Origin of the sequence: Tardibacter chloracetimidivorans (genome assembly GCF_001890385.1) — a bacterium.
GTDB classification, from domain to species: domain Bacteria; phylum Pseudomonadota; class Alphaproteobacteria; order Sphingomonadales; family Sphingomonadaceae; genus Tardibacter; species Tardibacter chloracetimidivorans.
Genome location: NZ_CP018221.1, coordinates 1,797,004 through 1,818,490, shown reverse-complemented (window position 1 = coordinate 1,818,490; position 21,487 = coordinate 1,797,004). Strand labels below are relative to the sequence as shown.

Annotated in this window: 31 protein-coding genes, 1 tRNA gene and 2 pseudogenes; 6 read left to right on the top strand and 28 right to left on the bottom strand. The window is 62.5% G+C overall.

Going from position 1 to position 21,487, the window contains the following annotated elements:
* Positions 1 to 5: 5 nt before the first annotated feature.
* The 16 genes from BSL82_RS09440 to BSL82_RS09365 all read right to left on the bottom strand — a co-directional run bounded on the left by BSL82_RS09440 (position 6) and on the right by BSL82_RS09365 (position 7,449).
* Entirely contained in the window at positions 6 to 317 is a 312-nt protein-coding gene (locus tag BSL82_RS09440; RefSeq protein ID WP_072595686.1) for a hypothetical protein, read from the bottom strand.
* On the bottom strand, positions 314 to 724 hold the full coding sequence (locus BSL82_RS09435; RefSeq protein ID WP_072597110.1) for a hypothetical protein: 411 nt from the start codon (positions 722 to 724) through the stop codon (positions 314 to 316). The genes BSL82_RS09440 and BSL82_RS09435 overlap by 4 nt, the downstream gene beginning before the upstream one ends.
* On the bottom strand, positions 717 to 977 hold the full coding sequence (locus BSL82_RS09430) for a hypothetical protein (RefSeq protein ID WP_072597109.1): 261 nt from the start codon (positions 975 to 977) through the stop codon (positions 717 to 719). Before BSL82_RS09430 ends, BSL82_RS09435 begins: the two co-directional genes overlap by 8 nt.
* Entirely contained in the window at positions 970 to 1,257 is a 288-nt protein-coding gene (locus BSL82_RS09425) for a hypothetical protein (protein WP_158010782.1), read from the bottom strand. The genes BSL82_RS09430 and BSL82_RS09425 overlap by 8 nt, the downstream gene beginning before the upstream one ends.
* Entirely contained in the window at positions 1,250 to 1,708 is a 459-nt protein-coding gene (locus tag BSL82_RS09420; RefSeq protein ID WP_072597107.1) for a hypothetical protein, read from the bottom strand. The genes BSL82_RS09425 and BSL82_RS09420 overlap by 8 nt, the downstream gene beginning before the upstream one ends.
* Entirely contained in the window at positions 1,708 to 2,127 is a 420-nt protein-coding gene (locus BSL82_RS09415) for a hypothetical protein (protein ID WP_072597106.1), read from the bottom strand. Before BSL82_RS09415 ends, BSL82_RS09420 begins: the two co-directional genes overlap by 1 nt.
* Entirely contained in the window at positions 2,124 to 3,056 is a 933-nt protein-coding gene (locus tag BSL82_RS09410; protein ID WP_072597105.1) for a hypothetical protein, read from the bottom strand. The genes BSL82_RS09415 and BSL82_RS09410 overlap by 4 nt, the downstream gene beginning before the upstream one ends.
* Positions 3,049 to 3,366: a hypothetical protein gene (locus BSL82_RS09405; protein WP_162274392.1), complete on the bottom strand. Its 318-nt coding sequence runs from the start codon at positions 3,364 to 3,366 to the stop codon at positions 3,049 to 3,051. Before BSL82_RS09405 ends, BSL82_RS09410 begins: the two co-directional genes overlap by 8 nt.
* Entirely contained in the window at positions 3,347 to 3,601 is a 255-nt protein-coding gene (locus BSL82_RS20450) for a hypothetical protein (RefSeq protein ID WP_158010778.1), read from the bottom strand. Before BSL82_RS20450 ends, BSL82_RS09405 begins: the two co-directional genes overlap by 20 nt.
* A gap of 226 nt (positions 3,602 to 3,827) precedes the next feature.
* A complete protein-coding gene (locus BSL82_RS09400) occupies positions 3,828 to 4,298 on the bottom strand; it encodes a hypothetical protein (protein WP_226998414.1) in 471 nt (156 codons plus the stop codon).
* 259 nt (positions 4,299 to 4,557) lie between these two features.
* Complete coding sequence (locus BSL82_RS21760; protein ID WP_072597100.1) at positions 4,558 to 4,938, bottom strand: HNH endonuclease; 381 nt, start codon at positions 4,936 to 4,938, stop codon at positions 4,558 to 4,560.
* A 143-nt stretch (positions 4,939 to 5,081) separates the two neighbouring features.
* Positions 5,082 to 5,576: a DUF1643 domain-containing protein gene (locus BSL82_RS09390; RefSeq protein WP_072597099.1), complete on the bottom strand. Its 495-nt coding sequence runs from the start codon at positions 5,574 to 5,576 to the stop codon at positions 5,082 to 5,084.
* A complete protein-coding gene (locus BSL82_RS09385; RefSeq protein WP_072597098.1) occupies positions 5,573 to 6,046 on the bottom strand; it encodes an XF1762 family protein in 474 nt (157 codons plus the stop codon). The genes BSL82_RS09390 and BSL82_RS09385 overlap by 4 nt, the downstream gene beginning before the upstream one ends.
* A gap of 241 nt (positions 6,047 to 6,287) precedes the next feature.
* Positions 6,288 to 6,539, bottom strand: coding sequence for a hypothetical protein (locus BSL82_RS09375; RefSeq protein ID WP_072597096.1), 252 nt, complete (start codon positions 6,537 to 6,539; stop codon positions 6,288 to 6,290).
* Positions 6,536 to 6,859 carry a hypothetical protein gene (locus BSL82_RS09370; RefSeq protein ID WP_072597095.1) on the bottom strand — a complete coding sequence of 108 codons (324 nt, stop codon included), beginning with the start codon at positions 6,857 to 6,859 and terminating at the stop codon, positions 6,536 to 6,538. Before BSL82_RS09370 ends, BSL82_RS09375 begins: the two co-directional genes overlap by 4 nt.
* Entirely contained in the window at positions 6,856 to 7,449 is a 594-nt protein-coding gene (locus tag BSL82_RS09365) for an HNH endonuclease (RefSeq protein WP_072597094.1), read from the bottom strand. Before BSL82_RS09365 ends, BSL82_RS09370 begins: the two co-directional genes overlap by 4 nt.
* 180 nt (positions 7,450 to 7,629) lie before the next feature.
* Here BSL82_RS09365 and BSL82_RS09360 point away from each other — a divergent pair.
* A tRNA-Arg gene (locus BSL82_RS09360) sits at positions 7,630 to 7,706 on the top strand.
* Positions 7,707 to 7,923: 217 nt separating this feature from the next.
* On the opposite strand, the gene BSL82_RS20990 is transcribed toward BSL82_RS09360, so the two are convergent.
* Positions 7,924 to 8,160: a hypothetical protein gene (locus BSL82_RS20990; protein ID WP_226998413.1), complete on the bottom strand. Its 237-nt coding sequence runs from the start codon at positions 8,158 to 8,160 to the stop codon at positions 7,924 to 7,926.
* Positions 8,161 to 8,174: 14 nt separating this feature from the next.
* Here BSL82_RS20990 and BSL82_RS09350 point away from each other — a divergent pair, with 14 nt between their 5' ends.
* A complete protein-coding gene (locus tag BSL82_RS09350; RefSeq protein ID WP_226998412.1) occupies positions 8,175 to 8,537 on the top strand; it encodes a winged helix-turn-helix transcriptional regulator in 363 nt (120 codons plus the stop codon).
* A 108-nt stretch (positions 8,538 to 8,645) separates the two neighbouring features.
* On the opposite strand, the pseudogene BSL82_RS20985 reads toward BSL82_RS09350, so the two are convergent.
* Positions 8,646 to 8,951 (bottom strand): annotated as a pseudogene (locus BSL82_RS20985) (winged helix-turn-helix domain-containing protein); the annotation flags it as partial.
* Positions 8,952 to 9,626: 675 nt separating this feature from the next.
* Positions 9,627 to 9,947, bottom strand: a pseudogene (locus BSL82_RS20980) (DUF4118 domain-containing protein); the annotation flags it as partial.
* Positions 9,948 to 10,081: 134 nt separating this feature from the next.
* Between BSL82_RS20980 and BSL82_RS09340 the strand changes: the two are divergent.
* The gene (locus tag BSL82_RS09340) at positions 10,082 to 11,998 is read left to right on the top strand and encodes a potassium transporter Kup (protein ID WP_083579126.1); all 1,917 of its coding nucleotides are present in this window, start codon (positions 10,082 to 10,084) and stop codon (positions 11,996 to 11,998) included.
* Positions 11,999 to 12,019: 21 nt separating this feature from the next.
* On the opposite strand, the gene BSL82_RS21900 is transcribed toward BSL82_RS09340, so the two are convergent.
* Both BSL82_RS21900 and BSL82_RS09335 read right to left on the bottom strand, forming a co-directional pair.
* Positions 12,020 to 12,106 (bottom strand): small membrane protein YohP, encoded by an 87-nt coding sequence (locus tag BSL82_RS21900; protein ID WP_158011065.1) that lies wholly within the window; start codon positions 12,104 to 12,106, stop codon positions 12,020 to 12,022.
* Positions 12,107 to 12,138: 32 nt separating this feature from the next.
* On the bottom strand, positions 12,139 to 12,267 hold the full coding sequence (locus BSL82_RS09335; protein WP_072598711.1) for an entericidin A/B family lipoprotein: 129 nt from the start codon (positions 12,265 to 12,267) through the stop codon (positions 12,139 to 12,141).
* Between the two features lie 125 nt (positions 12,268 to 12,392).
* Here BSL82_RS09335 and BSL82_RS09330 point away from each other — a divergent pair, with 125 nt between their 5' ends.
* A complete protein-coding gene (locus tag BSL82_RS09330) occupies positions 12,393 to 12,914 on the top strand; it encodes a DUF1993 domain-containing protein (protein ID WP_072597089.1) in 522 nt (173 codons plus the stop codon).
* Between the two features lie 36 nt (positions 12,915 to 12,950).
* On the opposite strand, the gene BSL82_RS09325 is transcribed toward BSL82_RS09330, so the two are convergent.
* The 3 genes from BSL82_RS09325 to otsB are packed head-to-tail and all read right to left on the bottom strand — an operon-like array spanning position 12,951 to position 16,929.
* A complete protein-coding gene (locus BSL82_RS09325) occupies positions 12,951 to 14,372 on the bottom strand; it encodes an alpha,alpha-trehalose-phosphate synthase (UDP-forming) (protein WP_072597087.1) in 1,422 nt (473 codons plus the stop codon).
* Positions 14,369 to 16,165 (bottom strand): glycoside hydrolase family 15 protein, encoded by a 1,797-nt coding sequence (locus BSL82_RS09320; RefSeq protein ID WP_072597085.1) that lies wholly within the window; start codon positions 16,163 to 16,165, stop codon positions 14,369 to 14,371. Before BSL82_RS09320 ends, BSL82_RS09325 begins: the two co-directional genes overlap by 4 nt.
* Positions 16,162 to 16,929, bottom strand: a complete 768-nt coding sequence (gene otsB / locus BSL82_RS09315; protein WP_072597083.1) for a trehalose-phosphatase — start codon at positions 16,927 to 16,929, stop codon at positions 16,162 to 16,164. Before otsB ends, BSL82_RS09320 begins: the two co-directional genes overlap by 4 nt.
* Positions 16,930 to 17,058: 129 nt before the next feature.
* Here otsB and glk point away from each other — a divergent pair, with 129 nt between their 5' ends.
* Entirely contained in the window at positions 17,059 to 18,027 is a 969-nt protein-coding gene (gene glk / locus BSL82_RS09310) for a glucokinase (protein ID WP_072597081.1), read from the top strand.
* Between the two features lie 5 nt (positions 18,028 to 18,032).
* On the opposite strand, the gene BSL82_RS09305 is transcribed toward glk, so the two are convergent.
* From BSL82_RS09305 to BSL82_RS09295, 3 genes are all read right to left on the bottom strand, one after another.
* On the bottom strand, positions 18,033 to 18,224 hold the full coding sequence (locus BSL82_RS09305; RefSeq protein ID WP_072597079.1) for a hypothetical protein: 192 nt from the start codon (positions 18,222 to 18,224) through the stop codon (positions 18,033 to 18,035).
* Between the two features lie 28 nt (positions 18,225 to 18,252).
* Positions 18,253 to 18,897, bottom strand: a complete 645-nt coding sequence (locus tag BSL82_RS09300) for a hypothetical protein (protein ID WP_072597077.1) — start codon at positions 18,895 to 18,897, stop codon at positions 18,253 to 18,255.
* Between the two features lie 170 nt (positions 18,898 to 19,067).
* A complete protein-coding gene (locus BSL82_RS09295) occupies positions 19,068 to 19,952 on the bottom strand; it encodes an alpha/beta fold hydrolase (RefSeq protein ID WP_072597075.1) in 885 nt (294 codons plus the stop codon).
* Between the two features lie 117 nt (positions 19,953 to 20,069).
* On the opposite strand from BSL82_RS09295, the gene BSL82_RS09290 reads away from it, so the two are divergent.
* Positions 20,070 to 21,158 (top strand): mechanosensitive ion channel family protein, encoded by a 1,089-nt coding sequence (locus tag BSL82_RS09290; RefSeq protein WP_072597073.1) that lies wholly within the window; start codon positions 20,070 to 20,072, stop codon positions 21,156 to 21,158.
* Between the two features lie 48 nt (positions 21,159 to 21,206).
* Here BSL82_RS09290 and BSL82_RS09285 read toward each other — a convergent pair whose 3' ends face one another.
* Positions 21,207 to 21,398: a hypothetical protein gene (locus tag BSL82_RS09285; protein WP_158010775.1), complete on the bottom strand. Its 192-nt coding sequence runs from the start codon at positions 21,396 to 21,398 to the stop codon at positions 21,207 to 21,209.
* Between the last annotated feature and the right edge of the window lie 89 nt (positions 21,399 to 21,487).

Genomic DNA, 21,487 nt, shown 5'->3' with positions numbered 1-21,487 from the left:
CTCATCTACCCATCCTCCCACATGGCTGTGATGGCTGCTGTATCAACAATCCATCCATTCCCGCCGCAGCGGGTGCATTCGGTGTGACAAGCATCCTCATCGGCCCCATCAGGGTAGCCACCTTCACCTTCACATTGCGGACACACCATGACGGCCCTCTCCACCGTCGCCTCGTCTGCTTGGTGGTGGGCGAGGCGATGCTTGGCAGCTTCATGTGCCATCCGGCTTACGTCGCGGTCGTAGCCCCCGCCTGTCCCGCGCCGGAACATCTCGGCGAAGGCAATATCAGCCTCCGTCACCTTCACTTCTGTGGTCATACGTCCGGTCCTTTCGGTGGAGATGGGAGGCGACTATTCAAAAAGCGGCGAATTGCATTGACCTCGGAGGCAGGAAGGCGCTGGAAGCGATAATCTTTCGTGGTTTCTCGGTCGTTGTCCCACTCAAGTTCATCATCCGCGAACACGAGACGCGCCGACCCGTCGCGGTTCAGATGGATTGAGCCTTCGGAAAATACCAGTATCGCGCTAACTTCCCCCGGCCTCCAGACGTTCTCAGCCTCAAGCTCTGCCAGCTTCTGAAGGGATTTGGCGTGGGCAATGATGCTGCGCGAGATCGCGCTGCGTTGGCCCGACCGAAGAATATCACCTTCGACTTGCGCCCATTCAGCGAACCCCGCCGCCCTAGCCGCTTCGTCCAGAAAGCTCAGTTCGAGCAGGTCAGACATTCTCGCCTCCATCGGCAGGGAGGTGGGCGAATTCCTCTAGGCCGCCCGCATAGTGGTTGGCAGCGGCCATAGCGGGATCATCGCAGCGTTCAATGTAGCCGGGCTGTTCGCGCTCTATCCACTCAGCCGCCAGTTGCGTCGTCGCCTTGATAGCGGCGAGGGCGACACGCTCAGCATCCCGTTGGAAATGCGTTTGGTCGAACAGTTCTTTGGCGATCTTCGCCGCCAGTTTCAGCGCACGTTCGTCAGTCATCTGCGCAATCCTCAACCCAAAGCCACTTCTTGTCATCCCAAACGCGGCCGGATGGCGTGGTCATCTGAAGCGGTGTATTGATCTCTTCGGCGGTCACGCGGAACTTGGTCGCCAAGCCCTTCGCTTCTGCCAGTTCCATAAAGCAAGCCGAGCACACCATGTCGTTGAACTCTGGCTCGCCGTTGATGCAGCCACCACGCATGACCGCGTTCCAAAGCGGGGAATGGGCGACCCAGATCGCGTTTTCGTGTCCACATCGCGTGCACTGTTCGTCAGTCATCAGATTGTCCTTTGAGATAGGCGCGGAGGGCGAGGCCGGTTTCGGTGAGCGTTGTGGGGCCAGTCCGACCGTTTTGAAGTAGCCCAAGCCTGGTAAGCACAGTGCGGGTGGGTAATGTCCTGCGGCTAGCGGCGTCGATCCCGGCGATGAAGAAAATCGGTGGATTGAAGAGGCTGCGCATCTCGCCCGTCAGATAACGCCGCTGCGCCTCCGTTAGCGATGCTGCCAGAGATGAGAGGTCAGGCATTGGGGCCTCTACGGTGATCCGGGCGGGTTCTTTCTTGATCAGAAGACTGGCCCTACGCATACCTCTGATGGGGTCGGTATCGTGCGCGAACTGCTGCCAATATCCTCTGACCGCGTGATCAAGATACCAGCGGATGCGATCTGGACAGTCGATAGCGTTCTCAACCTCGGTAGGCACAACGACCGTGACGTTGTAGATGGCCATCACTTCTCTCCCCTCTTCGTGAGAAAGGCGCGGGCACTGGCAAATGCTGCTTCAGCCTCTTCCAAGTCGCGCACAGGCTTTCCCGCTGCTATGTTTCGCAAGCGGTCGCAAAGGTGTTCGGCCGCGCGGAATGCCTCCACCGCCTCATCACGTTGACGAATGATGGTTGACGCCGAGCGAAGTGCGTCTCGTTCCTCCACCGCATCTGCAAGAGCGCGTTCGGCTGCTTCGGCTCGTTTGAGGTGCTGTGCTGCCGCCTGTCCGGTTGCGTCCAGTACCTTGGCGCTGGACTTATCCCGCGCTTCAAGAGCGTCGATGTGAGATAGAAGGTCAGGGAGAGCGCGAGCCACTTCCCGCACCTCATCAGTCATCCAGGAGCTTTTGCCCGTCAGCGACCGCAGCCGCTCTATCTGTTTCATTGCTGATCTCCTGCTGAAGGTTGGGAGAACCCGGCAGCATTCCTGTGCCCGCCACCGCCAAATTGAGACGCTACCGCAGACACATCTTCCCGATCATCGCGGCTGCGAAGGCTCCACATCCGCACATTCGGAGCGTCGAAATAGGTTGCTGCGAACGGCGCATTCGGGTGCTTATCCAGCAATGCGTGACCGACCTCACTGGCAAACATCGGCGGGCAATTCACGACGATCGGTTCATGGTCTCCGACGCGGCGGCGCTTGGCGAATGAGGCGATCTCATCCACCTTCGCATCGAAGAATCTCTGCATCGCGTGCGCCTCTGTCATGATCCGGTCGCCGTCGCGCCCGTCTGCCAGTTCCTGGGCGATCAACTCCCACCGTTCAAAGTTGAACGGCTCCGACCGCAGCCACAGGCTGAAAGGTTTTGTCTCATCGTATTGGAACCGCCACAGGTCGCGATCCTCGATAAGCTGGATCAGGTTCGGTGGGTCGTTCTCGTGGCAGAAATCCCAAGCCATGCGAGCGCCGGAGCGGTTCATATCGAACAAGGCGGCGATGGGCTGTCCGATATAATCGTCATTGTGGCGGACAGACTTCATCACGTCATCACCAGCCCAAAAATCACCGGCAACATCTTCAATCGCCCAATCCGCAAGGTCGGCCTGCGCCGTCTTGTGGTGGTCCAGAACGACGATAGAATGAGCCTGCTTGCCCATCTCGCGCAGCACGTCGCGCTTGTAGCTGAAATCGACGATCAGCACGTTCTTGCCCACCACATCCGGCGGCGGTGATCCATAGCTGGCAGCAATATATTCAGGCCTGTCACGCCAGCGCAGCCAGCACGCCCATGCAGCGCCAAAGCCGTCAGCGCAGTGATCGTGATAGATCACGATATCCGGCGTCCATGTCGTGTCCTGATCTTCATTCATGCTGATCTCCACCTGAAGGACCTGATGGTTGGGTGTGCTGGCAACCTGCACCCACCTCGCCGTCGCTCAGGATTTCAGCGCCACAAGCAAAAAGCCAATAGCCCCAGCCAGTGTTGAAGCCCGCTGCCGAGCAAGATGGACATTCGACCCGGCGGAGGTCGATGTAGTTCTTGAAGCCCGCATTCTGCTGGTGAACGACGCACACGGCCAAAATCGTGGAGGCTTGGTCATGCGCCATGTTGGTTGATCCGTCCGCGTCTGGCGCGAACCGAAACGCGCTTTCCGTATCTTCATTCATGCTGATCTCCATTATCGAGACGGCGCTTGATCTTGCTGACCGCCCACGCCTTTTCTGAGGTCCATCCCTCAACAATGCTTCCAATGGCGAACCCTGCATCGAAGGCTTCACGGGCGAGCGTTTGCGCGTGTGCGCTAGGCACCCCGCCGCAACCCCCGCAAAGCCAGCATTGAGTGTCGGCAACACCAACACCAGAGCCGTCACAGGCGGGGCAGATCGACATGTCGTCAATTGGCGGGTCCATCATCGCGCGTAGCTCCCGCTGTGGCCGCGTGCGCCATATTTCTCGCGTCGGGTTTCCCATGCCCGCCGTCTCTCAGCAGAGTAGACGGCTGGGTCGACTTGGCGCTTCAGGCGGGGCTTGCGGCCGGGCAAGTAAACGCCGCAGTCCAAACCATCGCAAGGCGTATGGCCACATTCACAGTGCCATGCGTCAGTTATCCCGTTACCGTCCGAACTTTCGACGATATGTTTCATGCGGCTTTCCTTTCGCGATGCGCACGGATGTAATCGCCCCATTGCTCAGCCATCGCGGCGGCAATGCCGGGGAAGGTCCGGCTGCGTTCCTTTTTGCGATCCGGTCCCGGCCCCATCTTCCAGACGCGCTGCTCCCGGCCTTCAACCGGATTGGTCGGCATGAGAGGTGGCAGGTTCCGCAGCCAGAGGCATGTCGCCTTCGTCTCGCCGTGGCCGTACTCGTGAGGCTGGATCGTCTGCGTCGGGGTCGGGATGCCGAACAACCGGCGCGGGTGGCCCAGCATGATCGGGTTCTCGACCGCCACATGCGCAATCGGTGCATTCAACATCATATTGAAGAACGTGGCAGCCGCGCCCATCATGGCCCAGCGATCGGGGTTAGGGCCGTTCTCTGCCTTCATCCCGGCATAGAGGTGCTTGGCCCCGCTATTCGCCAGGAATGTGCATTCCGGGTGGGCGATCAGCAAATCCCACGGTGTTACAAATCCTAGGTCTAAAAGCGATTTACCCCCAGAATATGTAACAGCGACCGCATCGCCCTGGATGTGCCAGCGAGGATCACCCTCTGTCGGCAACATGTCGCATGACCACGCATCAAAGCCGCGTTCCCTGAACGCATCCCGCACAGTTCCGGAAAACTCACAGGCGACAAGCACCCTCATGCGGGGTTCTCCGATCTTGCACGAAGACTCGCTGCCGTAAGTGCGAGCGCGGGGGTGGCGGCGGTCATTTCCATTGCTTGCCACTTCTGGCTCTCTGAATGGTGGTACGGTTAACACCGTACTGGCTAGCCAACTGTTTCGTTGGCACTTTGCTCGCCTTAATCTGACTTACCTGTTCAGGGGTGAGCTTGGCCTTGGGATTTTGGGCACCGCGACACCACGTGTTTCGCTGCCCCATTCTCCGGCCAGAATCTCTTACCCTTTCTGGCTCACGAAGTTGCCATGCCCGCCCGCGCCGGAACATGTCGGCCACGTTACTCTTGCCATCCCCAACATAGAGATGCTCAGGATTTGCGCAGCGAGGGTTGTCGCAATGATGACAAAGGAGCTTGCCGTCCGGAATAGTGCCGACCAGGATTTCCCACACTGCCCGGTGGTGGAGCATGATCTTTCCGCCCCGCCAAACCCGTCCTCGGCCACGAGCATCCAGCGGCCCGAGCCACAGCCAACATGTGCCGCTGCGGTCGAGTCTATCGAGAATTGCCCGATCCGGCCCCTCCGCTGCTTCTACCTTCGCTGCTAGGTCTGTCATGGGTGTAGGCTCCACGGTTGAAGCTGGCGGCTGTACGGCAGCATGAGAGGGTGGCATGGGTGGCCGTCCTTCGCGGGTGCGCCGATGCTGAACACAGGCTTCCCGCCGTCGATCAGATCCAAGACTTTGCGGAACCTGCCACGGTGGTAGGCGGGCTGCTTGGAGATCGGTCCCCATGCCACGACGATTTGCTGCGCCTCCCGGAACATCCTCATCAGATGAAGGTCGTTGTCCGGCAGTCCGGCAGGATCGGAAACGCGGGCCAATTCGCGCACGTCCGTAGCCCGATAAGCGAACAGGTTGCCTACGATCAGGTTGCCCCAGCCATAGCGATTGCGGAAGCCGATCAGCTTGCGGATCGTGGCGTCGTCCCGTTCTGCATCAGCCGTGGATGGATTGACCATGATTACGGCCGTGCTGAAATCGCCGAACACGTCAGGGCGCTCAAGCCGGTAGCGGTATTTGCCGCACGGGCTGATGATCGCGCTCATGCTGGAATCTCCGGCAAATGTTCCTGCCAGCGATGCTTGGGCAGCGTTTCGATATGTTTGGCCGTGCGAGCGCGCGAAGGCCGGTCCCATCTGGCGGCGGGCACGTCTGACACTGGCGTTGCCCCAGCTCCACGCATTGAAGCGCCGCTCTCGCTCTTGAGCGTGTAGGTGACGAACCGACCGCCTCCCATAAGCTGCCAGATGCGCTTGGCCCGACTGTAGAGCTTGGAGTTCGCACCCTTCGGAGCAGCAGGAGACGTGCATAGCCGCAGCAGTTCGGCCGTGCTTCCATCCTGCAACAGGCGGGCGATAGGACGGCCCACGATAGCGACACCGACGAGCTGGTTGGCGCATTCCAAGCCGATGGCGTATTTGCCACCGTCGTTCGATGTGCGCGCGCTGTGGCGGTGATGCTGCTCAACGAAGTCGTTCGCCTCCCGCAGCGTCAAAGGCACGATCCGAATGGTCATGCTGCGTCTCCCGACTGTGATGCGATATATTCACCGCACCAGTCGTCCTTCCATTTCCGGAGCGTTTCTGGGTTACGGCGGCAACTGCCAGCGCTCCCCATCAAGCGGCGGTACTCGTAGTACGGCGGCTCATCGGTGGTGTATTTGATGAGGCCGAAAAAGAAGGACCGCCTCTCAGGAACGAAGGGCGGGATTTCGTTTTCCGGCTTGTTCCACCAGCGGCATGTCTCGCATGTACCCATCACCCGCGCTCCGGGGAGGCCTTGGCCTTCTGGACCTCGCGAACGTGGTGTTGAACATGCGAGCCGCGAACAACATCAATCTGAAAATCGGCGTCTGAAGCGGCGTCCAGTAGATCGGCCTGCGCCCTGAGATGGGCGGAATAGCTGCGAGCCTGAGAGATCATGTCGGACGCGCTTAGCTCTCCCCAGTCCATAAGACCGGGCCATTGCCGTTGCCCCGGCAGTCGGATGCGGGTAAGTTTCTCGCTCATGCCCGACCTCCGTTCAGATCTCGCGGCTTAGGCGGTTCGAAGTTGTAGGTGTGCCAACCTGACGGGCGGAACGTGCGTTCGCGGTATGCGCTGGCATCCCGGATGTCGGCCAACCCTGCATCGACACAGGCGGCATGAAGTGACATCTCGATTTTTTCGAGCGCCATCGCTTGCCAATTGAGATCGGCGCTTGCCTTCTGAGCCTGCTTCGGCGTCAGTTCACCAAAGCACTTCTCCGAAAGCCGCTCGTACTTCTTGCGCTCTGCCAGATAGCTTTTCGCTAGATCGGCCACGCGCTGAATGTCCGCGAGATCGATCATATCCCGCGCTCCCCTGAGGGGCGGGAGACAGCGCGCTTGAACTTCGGCTTGGGCTTCCAGCCAAGCTTTGCGCTATCCTCCGTCCATGATTTTCCTAGCCGGATAAGGCTTATGGTGGCGTGAGAGACGCCAAGGCGGTTAGCGATCTCGGTGTTGGACAGGCCGATCTGAAAGCCAGCTATGACCTGGGCCAACGTCGCTAGGTCGAGTTTGTTCGCGCCATTCTTCGCGCCCTTGCGGTCGCCGTTTCGATGCCTGCCCCGGCTCATCTTGTCCTCCATATTGTCTAAGTCGGTGCCCAGCCTGAGATGGACAGGGTTGACGCATTGCGGGTTGTCGCAGTTGTGGAGGGTCAGCAGGTCGCCCGGATCGCGCCGATTATGGATTGCCCACGACAGACGATGGGCTGCGACCTGATGATAACTGGCGATCTTGAAGAAGCCGTAGCCCTTGGAATTCGCTTTCGCTGTCCAGCGCCAGCAATCCTCCGGGCTACCTATCTCCACCTTCTCCCAGAACCGCACCTTGATCGCCTCAGCATTTGGGCTTTCAAGATGGTGGTAGAAGGGTTTATAGACGCGCTCAGCCAACGTGACCTCCAACAAGGTTGCGACGGTAGCGCCTCGGTCGGCTAGCGGGCCTTCCGGGGCGCGGCACAAAAGGTCACATCACTGTGCCGCCTTTTGTGTCCGCCGAAACCGCAGGTTGATGCGGCTGATGCGCTTGTTGCGTTAGCCGAAAACCCGCAGAAACGGCGGATTTTCAGGGTTGCCCCCGTAGCTCAGCAGGATAGAGCGACGGTTTCCTAAACCGCAGGCCAGAGGTTCGAGTCCTCTCGGGGGCACCACGACGCCGATTCGCCAAGCGCGTCGAGCGTAGCCGGCGCGGCGACCTTCCGCGCTCGTCAGGTCCGCCGCGATATAATGAACGCTGGCCCGGCACGGTTCGCGCGGTCGTGACCACGCGCGCGCCGGCGTCGTACAGCGCCTCCACCACAGATGCTCCAATCCCCTTGGTGCCCCTAGTTACGAGCGCCCGCATGCCGGTCAATTGAAGGTCGACGGTCATGAGATGATCTCCAGCGAGGCGATCTTGTCGTCATGGAGGCGGAAGAAAAATCGCAGGTCGACGGGGCTGCCGGGAAAGTTGCCAACAAGATGGCAGGTGATGACCGTCCTGCCATCGATCTCGTCGAGCGCAATAGGTTCGCACGTATAGGAGTATCGAGCCGCCGCGTCTGTCTTCCAGGCCGCGATGGCCGAACGGCCGCTATGGGTCTGGGTACGCCTTACGAATGACAAGAACGCACGAAAAAGTGGGGAACTTACCCGAAGGTAAGAATAGCCATCTGACGCCAGTTTCGGCGGCGAGCGGGGTGGAGCAGGTACTGCGGATTCTGGAGGGACGCTGGAAACTGGTGATCCTGTTTCACCTATTCGGCGGCAAGGTGCTGCGCTTCTCCGATCTTGAACGCGCGATTCCCGCCATCTCGCAGAAGATGCTGATCCAGCAGCTGCGCCAGATGGAGAAAGACGGTGTCGTGCGCCGGATCGTCCATTATCAGGTGCCACCCAAGGTGGAATACTGCCTCACGGACTGGGGGCAGGCGCTTTGCCCTGCACTGGACGCCTTGCTGACATGGGCCGGTCAGCGCCCGCCATCGGCGGAACAGGAGTGAAGGCTTCATCTGAACCCTGTCGAACGACGATCGACCAGTTCTCATCTTCATCCCCTTGGGGGCACCATTATCGTTTCCCGCGAACGCCGGGCGGTGGTTCGCTGTCGCTCATGGAGCAACGAGGCGATAACCTATGGCGGGCTCGTTGACGATCAACGCTGGCCGGGTGGGATCTCGCTCCAGCTTTTGACGAAGGCTGCGCACCGCAACGCGCAAATAGTCGATGTGGTCCTGTTGCGCCGGTCCCCACACGGAGCGCAGCAGGTGGGCATGGGTGAGGACGCGGCCGGCGTGCTTGGCCAGCTCTGCGAGTACCGCATATTCCTTGGGCGTCAGATGCACCTCCTCCCCGTCGCGGCGGACGGCGCGGCGGTGCAGGTCGATTGCCAGCGGTCCGATCGCCAGCGGCTCCTGCGCGGCACCGGGGCTGAGATCGACGAGGCTGTCGACATAGCGGTCGAGCTGGGCGGTCTCGGCGGCGACGGCGGCGGCGAGCGCCCGGTCTCCGCCCTCAGCGCGGCGCAGCGCGCGCGCGGCGGCGGCGATAGCGTTGAGGCGCGGCTTCACGTCCTCGCCGATCGAGGTGAGCAGGGCGGAGCGCAGGCGGTCCCGCTCGCGCAGTGCGGCGACATCGCGCGCCTCGCCTTCCAGCCGCGCGCGCTCAAGTGCGAGCGCGACCTGGTCGAGCAGGTTGCCGAGGAGCAGGCGCTGGTCATCGGCGACCGGCAGGACGCCATCCTCGCGCGCAAGACCAGCGGCGGCGAGAACGGCATGGTCCGACGTGACAGGGTGGAACTGCCAGTCGGCGAGATCGACCTTGCGGACCCCGCGCCCCGACGGCTCGCCCGTTTCCAGCGTGAGCGCGGCGGCGGCAAGGTCGCTGGGGGCAAGAGTGATGCCGGCCGGGGCCGCTGCGGCGATGTGCGGCGCGTCGCGGCTCATGAGGAGCACTGCGTGGACGTTGAACAGGCGCGCCAGTTCTGCCACCGTGACATCGGCGATGTCCGCTTCGCTGGCGCAGGACAACAGACGCCTGGCAAAGCCTGCGATCGTCGCGTTGCGAGCGGCATAGGCGTCGGCGCGGCGGCCCTGTTGGCGCAGCGAGGCGGCGAGGCGGCTGACTACAGCGGCGACGAGGAACAGCACCACCACCGTCACCACATCCGCCGGGCTGTGGATCAGGAAGGTGCGATAGGGTTCGGTGAAATAGAAATTATAGGCCAGCGTCGAGACCATGGCGGCGGCAAGCGCCGGCCACAGTCCGCACATGGCTGCGGCGACCAGCACCGGCGGGATGTAGAGCAGCGCCACCGGTCCGCTGCCCCAGCGCGGCGCAATCAACAGCCCGGCGAGCGTCGCGCCGGCGATCAACACAAGCGTGGCGGCGTATCCGCCCGCCCGTATGGCCATCTCGTGCTGCCGGAGGGACCGGCGTGCTGTCTCAATCTTCATGCGCAGAAAATGCGCTCGCTTCAGGCTCTCGTCGAGAGGCGTCCGCCAAATCCACATGGAATCTTTATGCCGATCAGGCCCACATCCGGGGGATGACAACACACCCGCACGCTTCGCCCGCCGCCAACGCGGCTCCGCTTGCCGATGGCCCGAAGGATCGCCTTCCCGTGCTGATGCTCGGCGCTGTCGGCGTCGTGTTCGGCGACATCGGCACCTCGCCGCTCTATGCGCTGAAGGAAAGCTTCATCGGGCCGCACCCCCTCGCAGTGGATCGGCTGCACATCTTCGGCGTGCTGAGCTTGATCTTCTGGTCGCTGATGTTGATCGTTACGGTCAAATACGTGCTGGTGGCGATGCGCGCGCACAACCGGGGAGAGGGCGGTTCGTTCGCGCTGCTGGCGCTGGTTTCGCGCCACCTCGGCGCAAGCCGGTGGAGCGGGACGCTGGTGGTGCTCGGCGTGCTGGCGGCCTCTATGTTCTATGGCGACGCGATGCTCACGCCTGCGATCTCGGTGTTGTCGGCCGTCGAGGGGCTGACGGTTGTCGAGGCGGGCCTCCAGCCGCTGGTGCTGCCGATCGCGGTGGTGATCCTGGTGGCGCTGTTCCTGATCCAGTCAGGCGGGACGGCGCGGGTGGGAGCGCTGTTCGGGCCGATCGTGCTGGTCTATTTCGCCACGCTAGCGACGCTGGGCGTGGCCAATATCGCCGCGCATTCGGAAATCCTCGGCGTGATCAATCCCTATTGGGCGTTCGAGTTCTTCCGCTACGATACGCAACTCGCGTTCCTGGCGATGGGTTCGGTGTTCCTGGCGGTGACTGGGGCCGAGACCCTCTATGCCGATATGGGCCATTTCGGGCGCAAGGCGGTGGGCCTGAGCTGGCTGACGCTGGCCTATCCGTGCCTGATGCTGAATTATATGGGTCAGGGCGCGCTGCTGCTCGGCACACCCGCAGCGGTCGAGAACCCGTTCTACCTGATGGCGCCGGAATGGGCGCGGCTGCCGCTGGTGTTCATCGCCACCGCAGCAACGATCATCGCCAGCCAAGCGGTGATCTCGGGCGCGTTCTCGGTCACCCACCAGGCCATCCAGCTCGGCTTCCTGCCGCGCCTGCGGACGCTCCACACCAGCGAAAAGGCGGCGGGGCAGATCTATATCCCGGCAATCAACTGGGGCCTGCTGGCGATGGTGCTGGTGCTGGTGCTCGGTTTCGGGGAATCGACCCGGCTGGCCTCGGCATATGGCATCTCGGTCGTCGGCACGATGCTGATCACGACGTTGATGCTCGGCTTCCTGGTGTTCAAGGTGTGGCGCTGGAACCGGTGGCTGGCGTCCGGCACGATCGGGCTGTTCCTGCTGGTGGACGGCACCTATTTTGCTTCGAACATCACCAAGATACCCGATGGCGGCTGGTTCCCGCTGGCGGTGGCGGCGGTGCTGTTCACCGTGCTGACCAGCTGGTCGACCGGTCGCCGGTTGATGCGCGCGGCGCTGGAGGAAGCGAGCGTGCCGCTGCCGGTGTTCATCAAGTCGGTCGCCGGGTCCGCTCACCGGGTGCGAAACACCGCGGTGTTCATGTCGGCCTCACCCGACGACGTCCCTCCGGCGCTGCTGCACAACCTGAAGCACAACCAGGTGCTGCACGAGCGGGTGCTGATCCTGACCGTGCAGGTGGAGGACGTGCCCTATGCCGATCCGGGCGCGCGGTTGGAGGTGCACGACGCGGGGCACGGCTTCTATCGCGTGGTGCTGCACTACGGCTTCATGGAAGACGTCGACGTTCCTCGTGAACTGGCTTCGCTCGATTGCATTGGCGGGCCGTTCGACATGATGACCGCCAGCTTCTTCCTCGGGCGGCAGAAACTGCTCGCTTCGCCCGACAAGCCCGGGATGGCGCTGTGGCGCGAACGGCTGTTCGCGTGGATGAGCAGGAGTTCCGAAAGCGCGATGGAGTTTTTCAAGATCCCAACAAACCGCGTGGTCGAGCTGGGCAGCCAGATGCAGATATAGCGGCGGGTGTGATGCCGCTATTCAGAATATCAGGGCCAGCAATCCTATCACCACCAGAAGCCCGATCAGAAATATGACGCCGACCGTGCCGCCCAGAACTTTCAACATCGCTTTTCTCCCGTACCGCGCTGAAGACGTGGCTAGATCGCGTCTTCACCAGCCTCGCCCACGGACTCTATGTCTTCACCCACGCCCTGCACGGTGTTGCAGGCGGTGGCGGCCAGGGCGAAAAAACTCGCTGTGAGTGCGACGATCAGTTTGTGCAGCATCGGCTGATTTCCTTTGTTGACCAGCGTACTTCCATCAATCCATGACGGTCGATAGGGTTCCGGCAGCGGCGAGTTGTGGCCGCTTTGCAGCCGGTGCAAATACGCGACGAGAGGGAGAAATCGCCATGATGACGCTATATGAAGCCTTCGTGCCGGGATGCGTGCAGATTCTCCGATCGGTGAACGGCTTGATCAACAAGGCCGAGGCGCATTGCGCCGACAATTCGCTGCCGCCGGAGAGTCTCATCGGCGCAAGACTTGCGCCCGACATGATGGACTTCGCCTATCAGGTAAAGAGCTGTGCGGTACATTCAATCGGCGCGATCGAAGGGCTCAAGCAAGGCCGGTTTTCGCCAGACATGACAACCCCGCCCGACAGCTTCGCCGCATTGAAGGCGAAGACTGCCGATACGCTGGACAGGTTGAACGCGCTCAGCGCCGAGGATGTGGAAGCGCTCAGTGAAAAGCCGCTGATCTTCACCATAGGGGACAGGTTACGCTGGGAGTTTCGCGGTCAGGACTTTCTCATGAGCTTTTCGCAGCCCAATTTCTATTTCCACGCAACGACAGCCTATGACATTCTGAGAATGGCTGGGTTGAAGATCGGGAAGGTCGATTATCTGGGGGCGCCCCGGAGGATGGAATAGGCGTGCCGTAATTGCGGGAAGGCTTGCTGAAAGCGGCTAGTTTCCGTTCGCCGCGACGAGCACCGCATTTCCCTTCGGCGTTTCGTTTGGCAGCGACAATGCTTCGACAAAGCGTTTCCGCCACCAGATCACATCTTCCCGCTCCACCGAATCCATCAGCTTGCGCCAGCGCGCCTTGCGCTCGGCCAGCGGCATGGACAGCGCGCGCTCGATCGCGTCTGCGATTTCCTCGGCGCTATAGGGGTTGATCAGCACCGCATCCTTCAACTGCAAGGAGGCCCCGGCGAAGCGGGAGAGGATGAGAACGCCCGGATCCTCGGGGTCCTGCGCGGCCACATATTCCTTGGCCACCAGGTTCATGCCGTCCCTGAGGGAGGTCACCAGGCCGACCCTTGCCGCGCGATAGATGCCGGCAAGCTGCTCGCGCGAATGGCCCTGGTTCACATAGCGCAGCGGTACCCATTCGATGTTCGCAAAGCTGCCGTTGATCCGCCCGGCAAGCGCGTCGAGCGTATTGTGGATGTCCTGATAGGTTGCAACCTCGTCACGCGACACCGGCGCGATCTGCAGCAGGAAGACCTTGCCGTGCCGCTCGGGATGGGTCGCGAGGAAGTGCTCATAGCCGAGAAAGCGCTCGGGCAGGCCCTTTGAATAGTCCAGCCGGTCGGCCCCGACGATCATCGCCCGGCCATTGGCGCTGACCCGCATGCGCTCGCACGCTTCCAGCGCGACCGGGGCCGTGGACGCCTCGACGAAGGATGCGGTGTCCAGCCCTATGGGGCAGGCGATCGCGCGCATGGTGCGATTTTCAAGCGTCATCCAGCCGTCGGCGCCGACCGACGCCTCGGTCTGGCTCGCCACATAATAGCGGAAGGAACTGAGCCATTCGGGGGTCTGGAATCCGACCACATCATAATGGAACATCGATTCCACCAGCTGGCGGCAGCTCGGCAGCGTCCGCAGAATCCCGGCGGCCGGCCAGGGGGTGTGGAGGAAAAAGCCGATCCGGTTCGTGCAGCCGCGCCGCCGAAGTTCCCGGCCCAGCGGGATCAGGTGATAGTCGTGAATCCAGAGCAGGTCGTCCGGCTCGATCAGCGGAATCAGCGTGTCGGCGAAACGGGCGTTCACCCGTTCATAGCCCCCGGCAAAGCTGCGCTGAAACTCCGCAAGATCGATACGATAGTGGAACAAGGGCCACAGCGTGCGGTTGGCATAGCCGTTGTAATATTCGTCTATGTCCTGCTCTTCGAGATCGATGGTCGCGGTGGTGACGCCGTAATTGGTCTGGAAATCGATCTCGCCGGTGAAATGCGCGGTCGTGTCGCCCGACCATCCGAACCAGAGGCCGCTGTGCTCCCGCAGCGCGGCGGACAGTGCGACGGCCAGCCCCCCCTGGTTACCGGCGCCCTCGGCGACCGGCTGCTGAACGCGGTTGGAAACTATAATCAGGCGGCTCATCTGACAGAACTCCACGGCTTACTGAGGAGGACGGCGCAGTTGATGAGCCCGACCAGCGAGTAGGTTTGCGGATAATTGCCCCAAAGCTCGCCATTGGCAGGATCAATGTCCTCTGACAGCAGGCCCGCCCTTGTGCGGCGGGCGATCATCTCCTCGAACAGGGCTCGGGCCTCCGCGTCCCTTCCTGTGAAGTGCAACGCTTCGATGAGCCAAAAGGTGCAGAAATTAAACGCCGTCTCGGGCAGGCCGAAATCGTCCTCGGTCGCATAGCGAAGCATGTACGAACCACGGCGCAGGGCTTTCTCGACCACGTCCAGCGTATTGCGGAAGCGGGAATCGTCCGGCGAGAGAAAGCGCAGGTCCAGAAGCTGGAGCAGGCTGGCGTCGATGTCGTCGCCGCCGAAGGTGGCCGACAGGCGGCTGTTGCCGTCCCGCGCGGCGCGGCTTTCTATGGTCGCCCTGATCGTGTCGGCGCGGTCCTGCCAGAAGGCCTGCCGATCCTCCAGCCCCAGCGTGCGGGCCGCATTAGCCAGCCGGTCGCAGGCGGCCCAGCACATCGCAACCGAATAGGTGTGGATGTGCGATTTGGTGCGCAACTCCCAAAGCCCGGCATCGGCCTTGTCGTGGATCGCCCAGGCATGCTCGCCGACACGCTCCAGCGAACGGAAATCCTCCACGCCTGCCATGCGGTAGAGCCGCTGGTCGAAGAACGCCTGGGTATTGGAAAGGACGATCTGCCCATAGGCGTCATGCTGTATTTGCTCATAGGCCTGGTTGCCGACCCGCACCGGCCCCATGCCGCGATAGCCGTTGATCGCGGTTTCCTGCCGTTCGACCAGCGCGGTTTCGCCGCCCACTCCGTAGACCGGCTGGAGACAGCCGCCCGCCGCGCTGTCCACGACGTTGCGCAGATATTCGAGATAGCCTTCCAGAACATCGAGCGCGCCCAGCCGGTTGAGCGCCTGCACCGTGTAATAGGCGTCGCGTATCCAGCAATAGCGATAGTCCCAGTTCCGGCCCGAATTGGCATATTCCGGAATGGACGTGGTGAGCGCGGCGACGATGGCCCCCGTTTCCTCATGCTGGCAGAGCTTGAGGGTGATTGCAGCGCGGATCACCGCCTCCTGCCATTCAAGCGGCGTGGCGAGGCCGCGCGTCCAGGCCCGCCATTCATCGGTGGTGCGGTCGAGCATCGTCTCGACGGCAGCCTGCACGTCCCCGAAAAAGCTTTCGTCCGGCCCAAGGAAGAAGTGCATCGGCCGCTCGACCCGAAACCACTGCTCGTCCCAGATGCGGCCCACGGGCGCGCTCGTCGTCAGCCTCAGCGTCATTTCGGTCAGCAGATAGCGCAGGTGATTGGAACCGCGCGTCCGCTCCACCGCGCCCCGGCCCCAGTTCCTGACCGGGCGGAGGCGCACGCAGATGCGGGGGCTGCCCGACACTGGCCGGACGATGCGCGCGAAGGCGACAGGCCGATAGGTGCGGCCGTGGCGGCTGAAGCGCGGGCAGAAGTCGATCACCTCTATCGCCGCGCCGCTCGTATCGGCATGGCGCGTGACGAGGATGGGCGTGTTGCGCAGATAATATTGCGTCGTCTCGACGCAGCCATCGAGGTCGATCTCCCAGAATCCGGTCGCGCCTTCCCCACCGGGCGGATTGTCGTCGAGCAGCGAGCTGAAGAGCGGATCGCCGTCGACGCGCGGTACGCATCCCCACACGAAACGGCCCGCGCGGTCGATCAGCGCCGATACCTGGCAGTTTCCGATAGGCCATAGGTCGAGCGTAGCGGTCATGTCATCAGTCCTATCGCCTCGTTGAGCCATGCCCGCGTCGCCGTCACGTCGGGCAGTCCGAAGCGCGCCGCCGTCTGCCGGGATGGGCCGACCAGCACACCCGCGCCGCCCAGCGCCTGCGCCGCCTCGAAACCGGCCTCGTCGGTCAGATCGTCGCCGATGAAGACCGGCGGCCGCCCCGCCATTTCCGGTCTCGCCGCAAAGGCGCGCACCGCCGCGCCCTTGTCTGCACCGGTGCTCTTCAGTTCGACCATCATCTTGCCGTGCTGGATGACGAGGCCATGCTCGCTCGCAAGCGCCCGCGCCAGTCCATGCGCATCTTCCTGCGCGGCGGGCGCAAGCCGATAGTGGAGGGCGACGCTGTAGCTCTTCGGCTCAACCAGCACGCCCTCGCGCGAAGCGGCGAACCTGTCGAACGCAGCGACGACGCCGTCCAGCCCGGCCGCCCGTACGGGCAGATGCAGCGCTCCGTCATGCCACCGCCGTTCGGACCCATGGCTTCCTGCATAGGCGAGCATTGGGTCGATCTCGCCCAGCATCTCGTCCAGCTGGGCGATGGAGCGGCCGCTGACCAGCGCCACCCGCCGCGGCAGCGCCCGGCCAAGCGCGCCGAGCAGGCTGCGCAGTTCGCCGTCTATGCAGACCGCGTCCGGCCGCTCGACAAGCTCAACCAGCGTGCCATCGAAATCGATGAAAAGACTGGCCTCCACCACAAGCCCGGCAGGCGGCAGAGGCAGTGCGAACGGAACCGCGTTCGTTGCCATGGGCCTTTCTTTGCCCGATGAAGGCGAAGAAAGGCAAGGTCGGCGACTCGAAATGGGACGAATGCCGGGATCTGTCGGCCATCGCCTCTCAGCGCCCCTGATTTTTCAAGGAACGCATCGCGAGAGCATATGGATATAGTGGCGGTTGACATCGGCGGCACCAATGCCCGCTTCGCCATAGCCAGCGTCGAGGCTGGGCGGGTGCTGAAGCTTGGGCCGCCGCTGACGTTCAAGACCAACGCGCATGTCGGGCTGGAGGCGGCCTGGGCGGTGTTCGCGGCAAGCACCGAACAGCCCCTGCCGCGCAAGGCCGCCATTGCAGTTGCAGCCCCAGTGGAGGGGGATGTCGTAAAGCTCACCAACAGTTCGTGGGTGATACGGCCGTTGCAGCTATCGCAGCGACTGGGCCTGGACCAGAGCATCGTCATCAACGATTTCGTGGCGGTCGGACATGCGGTCGCCCATGCCGCTGACGGACAGTTCAGGCACATTTGCGGGCCGGACCGTCCCCTTCCGCAAGAGGGCGTGATCAGCATCGTCGGGCCGGGTACGGGCCTTGGCGTCGCACAACTGCTGCGCCGCAAGGGCAGGAACTTCGTCAGCGGCACCGAAGGCGGGCACATGGATTTTGCACCGCTCGACGAGCTTGAGGACTCGATGCTCGGGCTGCTGCGCTCGCGCTATCGCCGCGTGTCGGTGGAAAGGATCGTCTCAGGGCCGGGCCTTGCCAACGTCCATGAAACGCTTGCCCGGATAGAAGGGCTGCCGATCCGCATGCAGGACGACGCCTCGCTGTGGAAGTCGGCGCTGGACGGGAGCGACAGCCTTGCCGTGGCCGCCCTCGACCGCTTCTGCATGAGCTTCGGCTCGGTCGCGGGCGACCTTGCGCTTGCGCATGGCGCTTCGGCATTGGTCATCGCGGGGGGAGTGGGTCAGCGACTGGCCGGTCGACTGCCCGATTCAGGCTTCCGGCACCGCTTTACCGCCAAGGGCAGATTCGAGAAGCGAATGGGTGACATCCCGGTGAAACTGATCACCCACCCGCAGCCGGGGTTGCTCGGCGCGGCCGCAGCCCTTGCCGAACAACTCCACGGTTGAGATCATCAGGCGGCGTGTGACAACGCCTCTTCCGGAGCGGGCGCGATCTGGAGAGCGGTGACTTCCACCCGCTGGCGGTGGCTCAGTTCCACCGTATAGGCGCTTCCGTCAAGGCAGCGTCCGACAATGAGTCCGAACGTCCCTACCGGAAACCCCTCAACCGCGTCCGTCAGCCGGACACGCTCTCCAAGCCTCATTTCGATCGCTCCCGATTAACCTCAATCCTTAACCGATTGCGCTAGCCAAAGATGGCCGCCGCCGCAACTGCCAGCCGACCAGTCCGAAGCCCGCAATCATCATCAGCCAGACATGGGCCTCCGGAATTGCGCTGATCGGTCCCAGCCGCACCTGCTGGACATCGGCCATGTCGACGCCGGTTTCGATCAGCACGCGGGAGATGAGCTGGCCATTAATGCCGCGCGCGCCAAAGAAGTTCTGGCCGGAACCGCTCAGCGTGACATTGTTGGCGAAATCATTGCCGAACTGGTCGAAGAAGGTGATCGTGCCCGATCCATCGGCCGATGCGTCGATGTTGAACTCCACCTCGCCAAAGGCGAGCAGCGGATCGGTCATATGGAAGTTCAGCCACTGAAAGCCTCCGTCCACGGCCTCGATCCGGGCCTGGCCGGCGGCCGGTAACGTCAGGTCTTCCAAGCCCTCGAAGGTCACGCTCAAGCCTGACTGGTTCGTGTCTCCGAACACGGTTGTGCCGGTCGTGCCCTTGTTCAGCAGGACGTTTTCGTCCGGCTGGACTGATCCCGGGCCTGTGAAGAACTGTATGTCGGCAAGCGCCGGAGCGGACGGCAATGCCGCCGCTGCAACCGCCATCATGGCGGCGGCGAAGCCTGAAGTGATGTGGGATTTCGTCATGGGATACGCCTCCTCGGTATCCCCCCTGCTGCCAGTACCAAGCACGTCCCGTGCCAGCCTGTTAACCATTTGAGGCGCATCGGCTTCTGTCATGCCGGGAGCGAAACAGTGTAAAACTGCCCGACACAAAGAATATCGCTACACCAATATCGTTTTTATTGGTGGGGCGGCTATTCCCGCAGGAACCGGCGAGCCTCGACGAGGAAATCGTCGAGCCTGTCATGATGAACCCAGTGCCCCGCCCTTTCGAACGTCACTGTGCGGGCATTGGGGAAATAGTCCATGCGGCCATCGGCGAGATGGCTGATCGCCCAGCTTTCCTGCCCATAGACATGGAGGACGGGGCAGGTGATCCGCGACCAGAGGTGCCGCATTTCCTCCAGCGTCATGTCGACTGGCGAGATCGGGCGCACATAATTGTCGAACTTCCAGCTATAGCTTCCGTCCTCGTTCTGCGCGACGCCATGAAGCGTCAGATGCCGCGCCCGGTCAGGCGAAAGATGCCGGTTTTCTTCCTGCATCCGGGCCAGGGCCTCGTCGATGGTGGCATAGCGCCGCGGCTGTCGGCCGGCGAGCTGCCGCTGCTGGTCTATCCATCTGCGCATGCGGCCGTCGATGCCCATCTCCTGCAGCTTCGCTTCGAATTGCGGAGGAAGGCCCAGACCTTCGATCGCAACCAGCCGCGCCACATTCTCCGGATAGATGCCGGCATAGCGCAACGCGAGATTGGCGCCGAAGGAATGGGCGATGATCGTGACCGGTGCGAGCTGCTGCTGGTGGATGAGCTGGGCGATGTCATAGACATGGACCGCCGCCGAATAGCTGCCGTCGGGGGACCATTGGCTGTCGCCATGGCCCCTGAGGTCGGGCGCGATGATGTGAAAGTCCGACCGCAGCTCCTGCGCCACCCAATCCCAGTTGCGGCAATGATCGCGGCCGCCGTGCAGCAGGAGGAGGGGTGGCGCGTCAGGATTGCCCCAGTCCACATAATGCAGCCGCAGGCGCTGCGACACATAGGTGCGCGAGGTGAGGTGCGAACAATCCCGGATGGCCATAGATAGAGCCTAGCGCGGCTTTTGCGCTGCGGCAAACCTGTCCCTCGTTGCAGGCGAAATGGAACGACAGGCTGTTTTCCCGCATTTCAGCCGGATCAACAGCCCTGGAGAAGCCCTATGGACCGGATCGTCGCCGGCTTGCCCGTTCTCGTGTCGAACGCGATCATTATCGGCACGGCCGTTGTGCTGGCGCTTGCCGTCCACTGGATAGTGACGATCATCCTTTCGAGAGCTGCCCGCCGCACCGCCTCCGGCGTCGACGACATGTTGCTCCGGAAACTGCGTCAGCCCAGCCGCTGGCTGCTGGTGGTGCTCGCCCTTTCGTTTGTCCATCCGGCGCTTGGGCTGGACCCGGCTGCCGAGCGGATTGCGGGGCTGGTCGCTGGGCTTCTGCTCCCCGCGCTGTTCGGCTGGCTGGCGATCGCATGTCTTGGCGCTGCCTACCAGGTCGTGGAGGCCCGGACCGACATCGCCGCTCCCGACAATCTCCTCGCGCGGAGCCGCCGGACTCGGATCAGCATCCTCTACCGGATCGGGGTGTTCCTCGTCCTTCTGGTGACCATATGCATGATGCTGATAAGCATCCCGAGCGTGCGCAACGTGGGCGTGACGCTGATCGCGTCGGCAGGTCTCGCCGGTCTGGCTGTGGGCGCGGCGGCGCAGCCCGCGCTCAAAAACCTCATCGCCGGCATCCAGATGGCCTTCACCGAACCGATCCGGATCGACGATGTGGTCATCATCGAAGGCGAATGGGGACGGATAGAGGAAATCCACCTCACCTTCGTGATCGTCAAGATATGGGACGAGCGGCGGCTGGTCGTCCCCGTCTCGAAGTTTCTGGAGAACAGCTTCCAGAACTGGACCCGCGAGACGAGCCAGCTGCTGGGCAGCGTCCTGTGGTATCTCGATCCGACGGCCGACGTCGACCGTTTCAGGGCGAAGCTCGAGGAAGTGGTGAAGGCCAACCCGTTTTGGGACGGCCGCTTTCAGAATGTCCAGGTGACCGACACAAGGCCCGAAGCGATAGAAGTGCGCGCGCTGATGACGGCGCGCGACGCCTCCCGCACCTTCGACCTGCGCTGCGATGTCCGCGAGGCGATGCTCGCCTTCGTTCGCCGTGAGATGCCCGAGGCGATCGTGCGCCATCGCACCGTGATCGAACGGCGGGGTGACACGCCGACGCGCGACGGGACCGGGGCGTCCTGAGCGGAATGGCTTTGCCCCCGGCTCGTTACAGCGGCGATCACCTGCGCGCTAATGGATGCTCGTTTCCTGCCGTTCCAGCCGCATCGCCGCGACGGACGCGAGCTTGGCGCAGGCAAGTTGCCCGTCGCGCTCCAGGTGGCCCGCAAGATCGAATAGCATCTGCACCAGATCGCTGGTGGAAACATCGCCGTTCAGGCGTTTCAGAATATGCCGTTCATCCTCTGTCAGCGCTTTGGGCATTTGCACCTCCATGAGCACAGCCCCGGCCTTTTTTCATATTAACATTAACCTGTCCGGCGTCCGAATGTTCCCCTGTCGTTAACCATATT

Excerpts from the sequence above, each read along its gene's own strand:
- BSL82_RS09440 (WP_072595686.1), bottom strand. The coding sequence starts at position 317 with ATGACCACAGAAGTGAAGGTGACGGAGGCTGATATTGCCTTCGCCGAG.
- BSL82_RS09435 (WP_072597110.1), bottom strand. The coding sequence starts at position 724 with ATGTCTGACCTGCTCGAACTGAGCTTTCTGGACGAAGCGGCTAGGGCG.
- BSL82_RS09430 (WP_072597109.1), bottom strand. The coding sequence starts at position 977 with ATGACTGACGAACGTGCGCTGAAACTGGCGGCGAAGATCGCCAAAGAA.
- BSL82_RS09425 (WP_158010782.1), bottom strand. The coding sequence starts at position 1,257 with ATGACTGACGAACAGTGCACGCGATGTGGACACGAAAACGCGATCTGG.
- BSL82_RS09420 (WP_072597107.1), bottom strand. The coding sequence starts at position 1,708 with ATGGCCATCTACAACGTCACGGTCGTTGTGCCTACCGAGGTTGAGAAC.
- BSL82_RS09415 (WP_072597106.1), bottom strand. The coding sequence starts at position 2,127 with ATGAAACAGATAGAGCGGCTGCGGTCGCTGACGGGCAAAAGCTCCTGG.
- BSL82_RS09410 (WP_072597105.1), bottom strand. The coding sequence starts at position 3,056 with ATGAATGAAGATCAGGACACGACATGGACGCCGGATATCGTGATCTAT.
- BSL82_RS09405 (WP_162274392.1), bottom strand. The coding sequence starts at position 3,366 with ATGGAGATCAGCATGAATGAAGATACGGAAAGCGCGTTTCGGTTCGCG.
- BSL82_RS20450 (WP_158010778.1), bottom strand. The coding sequence starts at position 3,601 with ATGATGGACCCGCCAATTGACGACATGTCGATCTGCCCCGCCTGTGAC.
- BSL82_RS21760 (WP_072597100.1), bottom strand. The coding sequence starts at position 4,938 with ATGCTCCACCACCGGGCAGTGTGGGAAATCCTGGTCGGCACTATTCCG.
- BSL82_RS09390 (WP_072597099.1), bottom strand. The coding sequence starts at position 5,576 with ATGAGCGCGATCATCAGCCCGTGCGGCAAATACCGCTACCGGCTTGAG.
- BSL82_RS09385 (WP_072597098.1), bottom strand. The coding sequence starts at position 6,046 with ATGACCATTCGGATCGTGCCTTTGACGCTGCGGGAGGCGAACGACTTC.
- BSL82_RS09375 (WP_072597096.1), bottom strand. The coding sequence starts at position 6,539 with ATGAGCGAGAAACTTACCCGCATCCGACTGCCGGGGCAACGGCAATGG.
- BSL82_RS09370 (WP_072597095.1), bottom strand. The coding sequence starts at position 6,859 with ATGATCGATCTCGCGGACATTCAGCGCGTGGCCGATCTAGCGAAAAGC.
- BSL82_RS09340 (WP_083579126.1), top strand. The coding sequence starts at position 10,082 with ATGACAACACACCCGCACGCTTCGCCCGCCGCCAACGCGGCTCCGCTT.
- BSL82_RS21900 (WP_158011065.1), bottom strand. The coding sequence starts at position 12,106 with ATGTTGAAAGTTCTGGGCGGCACGGTCGGCGTCATATTTCTGATCGGG.
- BSL82_RS09335 (WP_072598711.1), bottom strand. The coding sequence starts at position 12,267 with ATGCTGCACAAACTGATCGTCGCACTCACAGCGAGTTTTTTCGCCCTG.
- BSL82_RS09330 (WP_072597089.1), top strand. The coding sequence starts at position 12,393 with ATGATGACGCTATATGAAGCCTTCGTGCCGGGATGCGTGCAGATTCTC.
- BSL82_RS09325 (WP_072597087.1), bottom strand. The coding sequence starts at position 14,372 with ATGAGCCGCCTGATTATAGTTTCCAACCGCGTTCAGCAGCCGGTCGCC.
- BSL82_RS09320 (WP_072597085.1), bottom strand. The coding sequence starts at position 16,165 with ATGACCGCTACGCTCGACCTATGGCCTATCGGAAACTGCCAGGTATCG.
- otsB (WP_072597083.1), bottom strand. The coding sequence starts at position 16,929 with ATGGCAACGAACGCGGTTCCGTTCGCACTGCCTCTGCCGCCTGCCGGG.
- glk (WP_072597081.1), top strand. The coding sequence starts at position 17,059 with ATGGATATAGTGGCGGTTGACATCGGCGGCACCAATGCCCGCTTCGCC.
- BSL82_RS09305 (WP_072597079.1), bottom strand. The coding sequence starts at position 18,224 with ATGAGGCTTGGAGAGCGTGTCCGGCTGACGGACGCGGTTGAGGGGTTT.
- BSL82_RS09300 (WP_072597077.1), bottom strand. The coding sequence starts at position 18,897 with ATGACGAAATCCCACATCACTTCAGGCTTCGCCGCCGCCATGATGGCG.
- BSL82_RS09295 (WP_072597075.1), bottom strand. The coding sequence starts at position 19,952 with ATGGCCATCCGGGATTGTTCGCACCTCACCTCGCGCACCTATGTGTCG.
- BSL82_RS09290 (WP_072597073.1), top strand. The coding sequence starts at position 20,070 with ATGGACCGGATCGTCGCCGGCTTGCCCGTTCTCGTGTCGAACGCGATC.
- BSL82_RS09285 (WP_158010775.1), bottom strand. The coding sequence starts at position 21,398 with ATGCCCAAAGCGCTGACAGAGGATGAACGGCATATTCTGAAACGCCTG.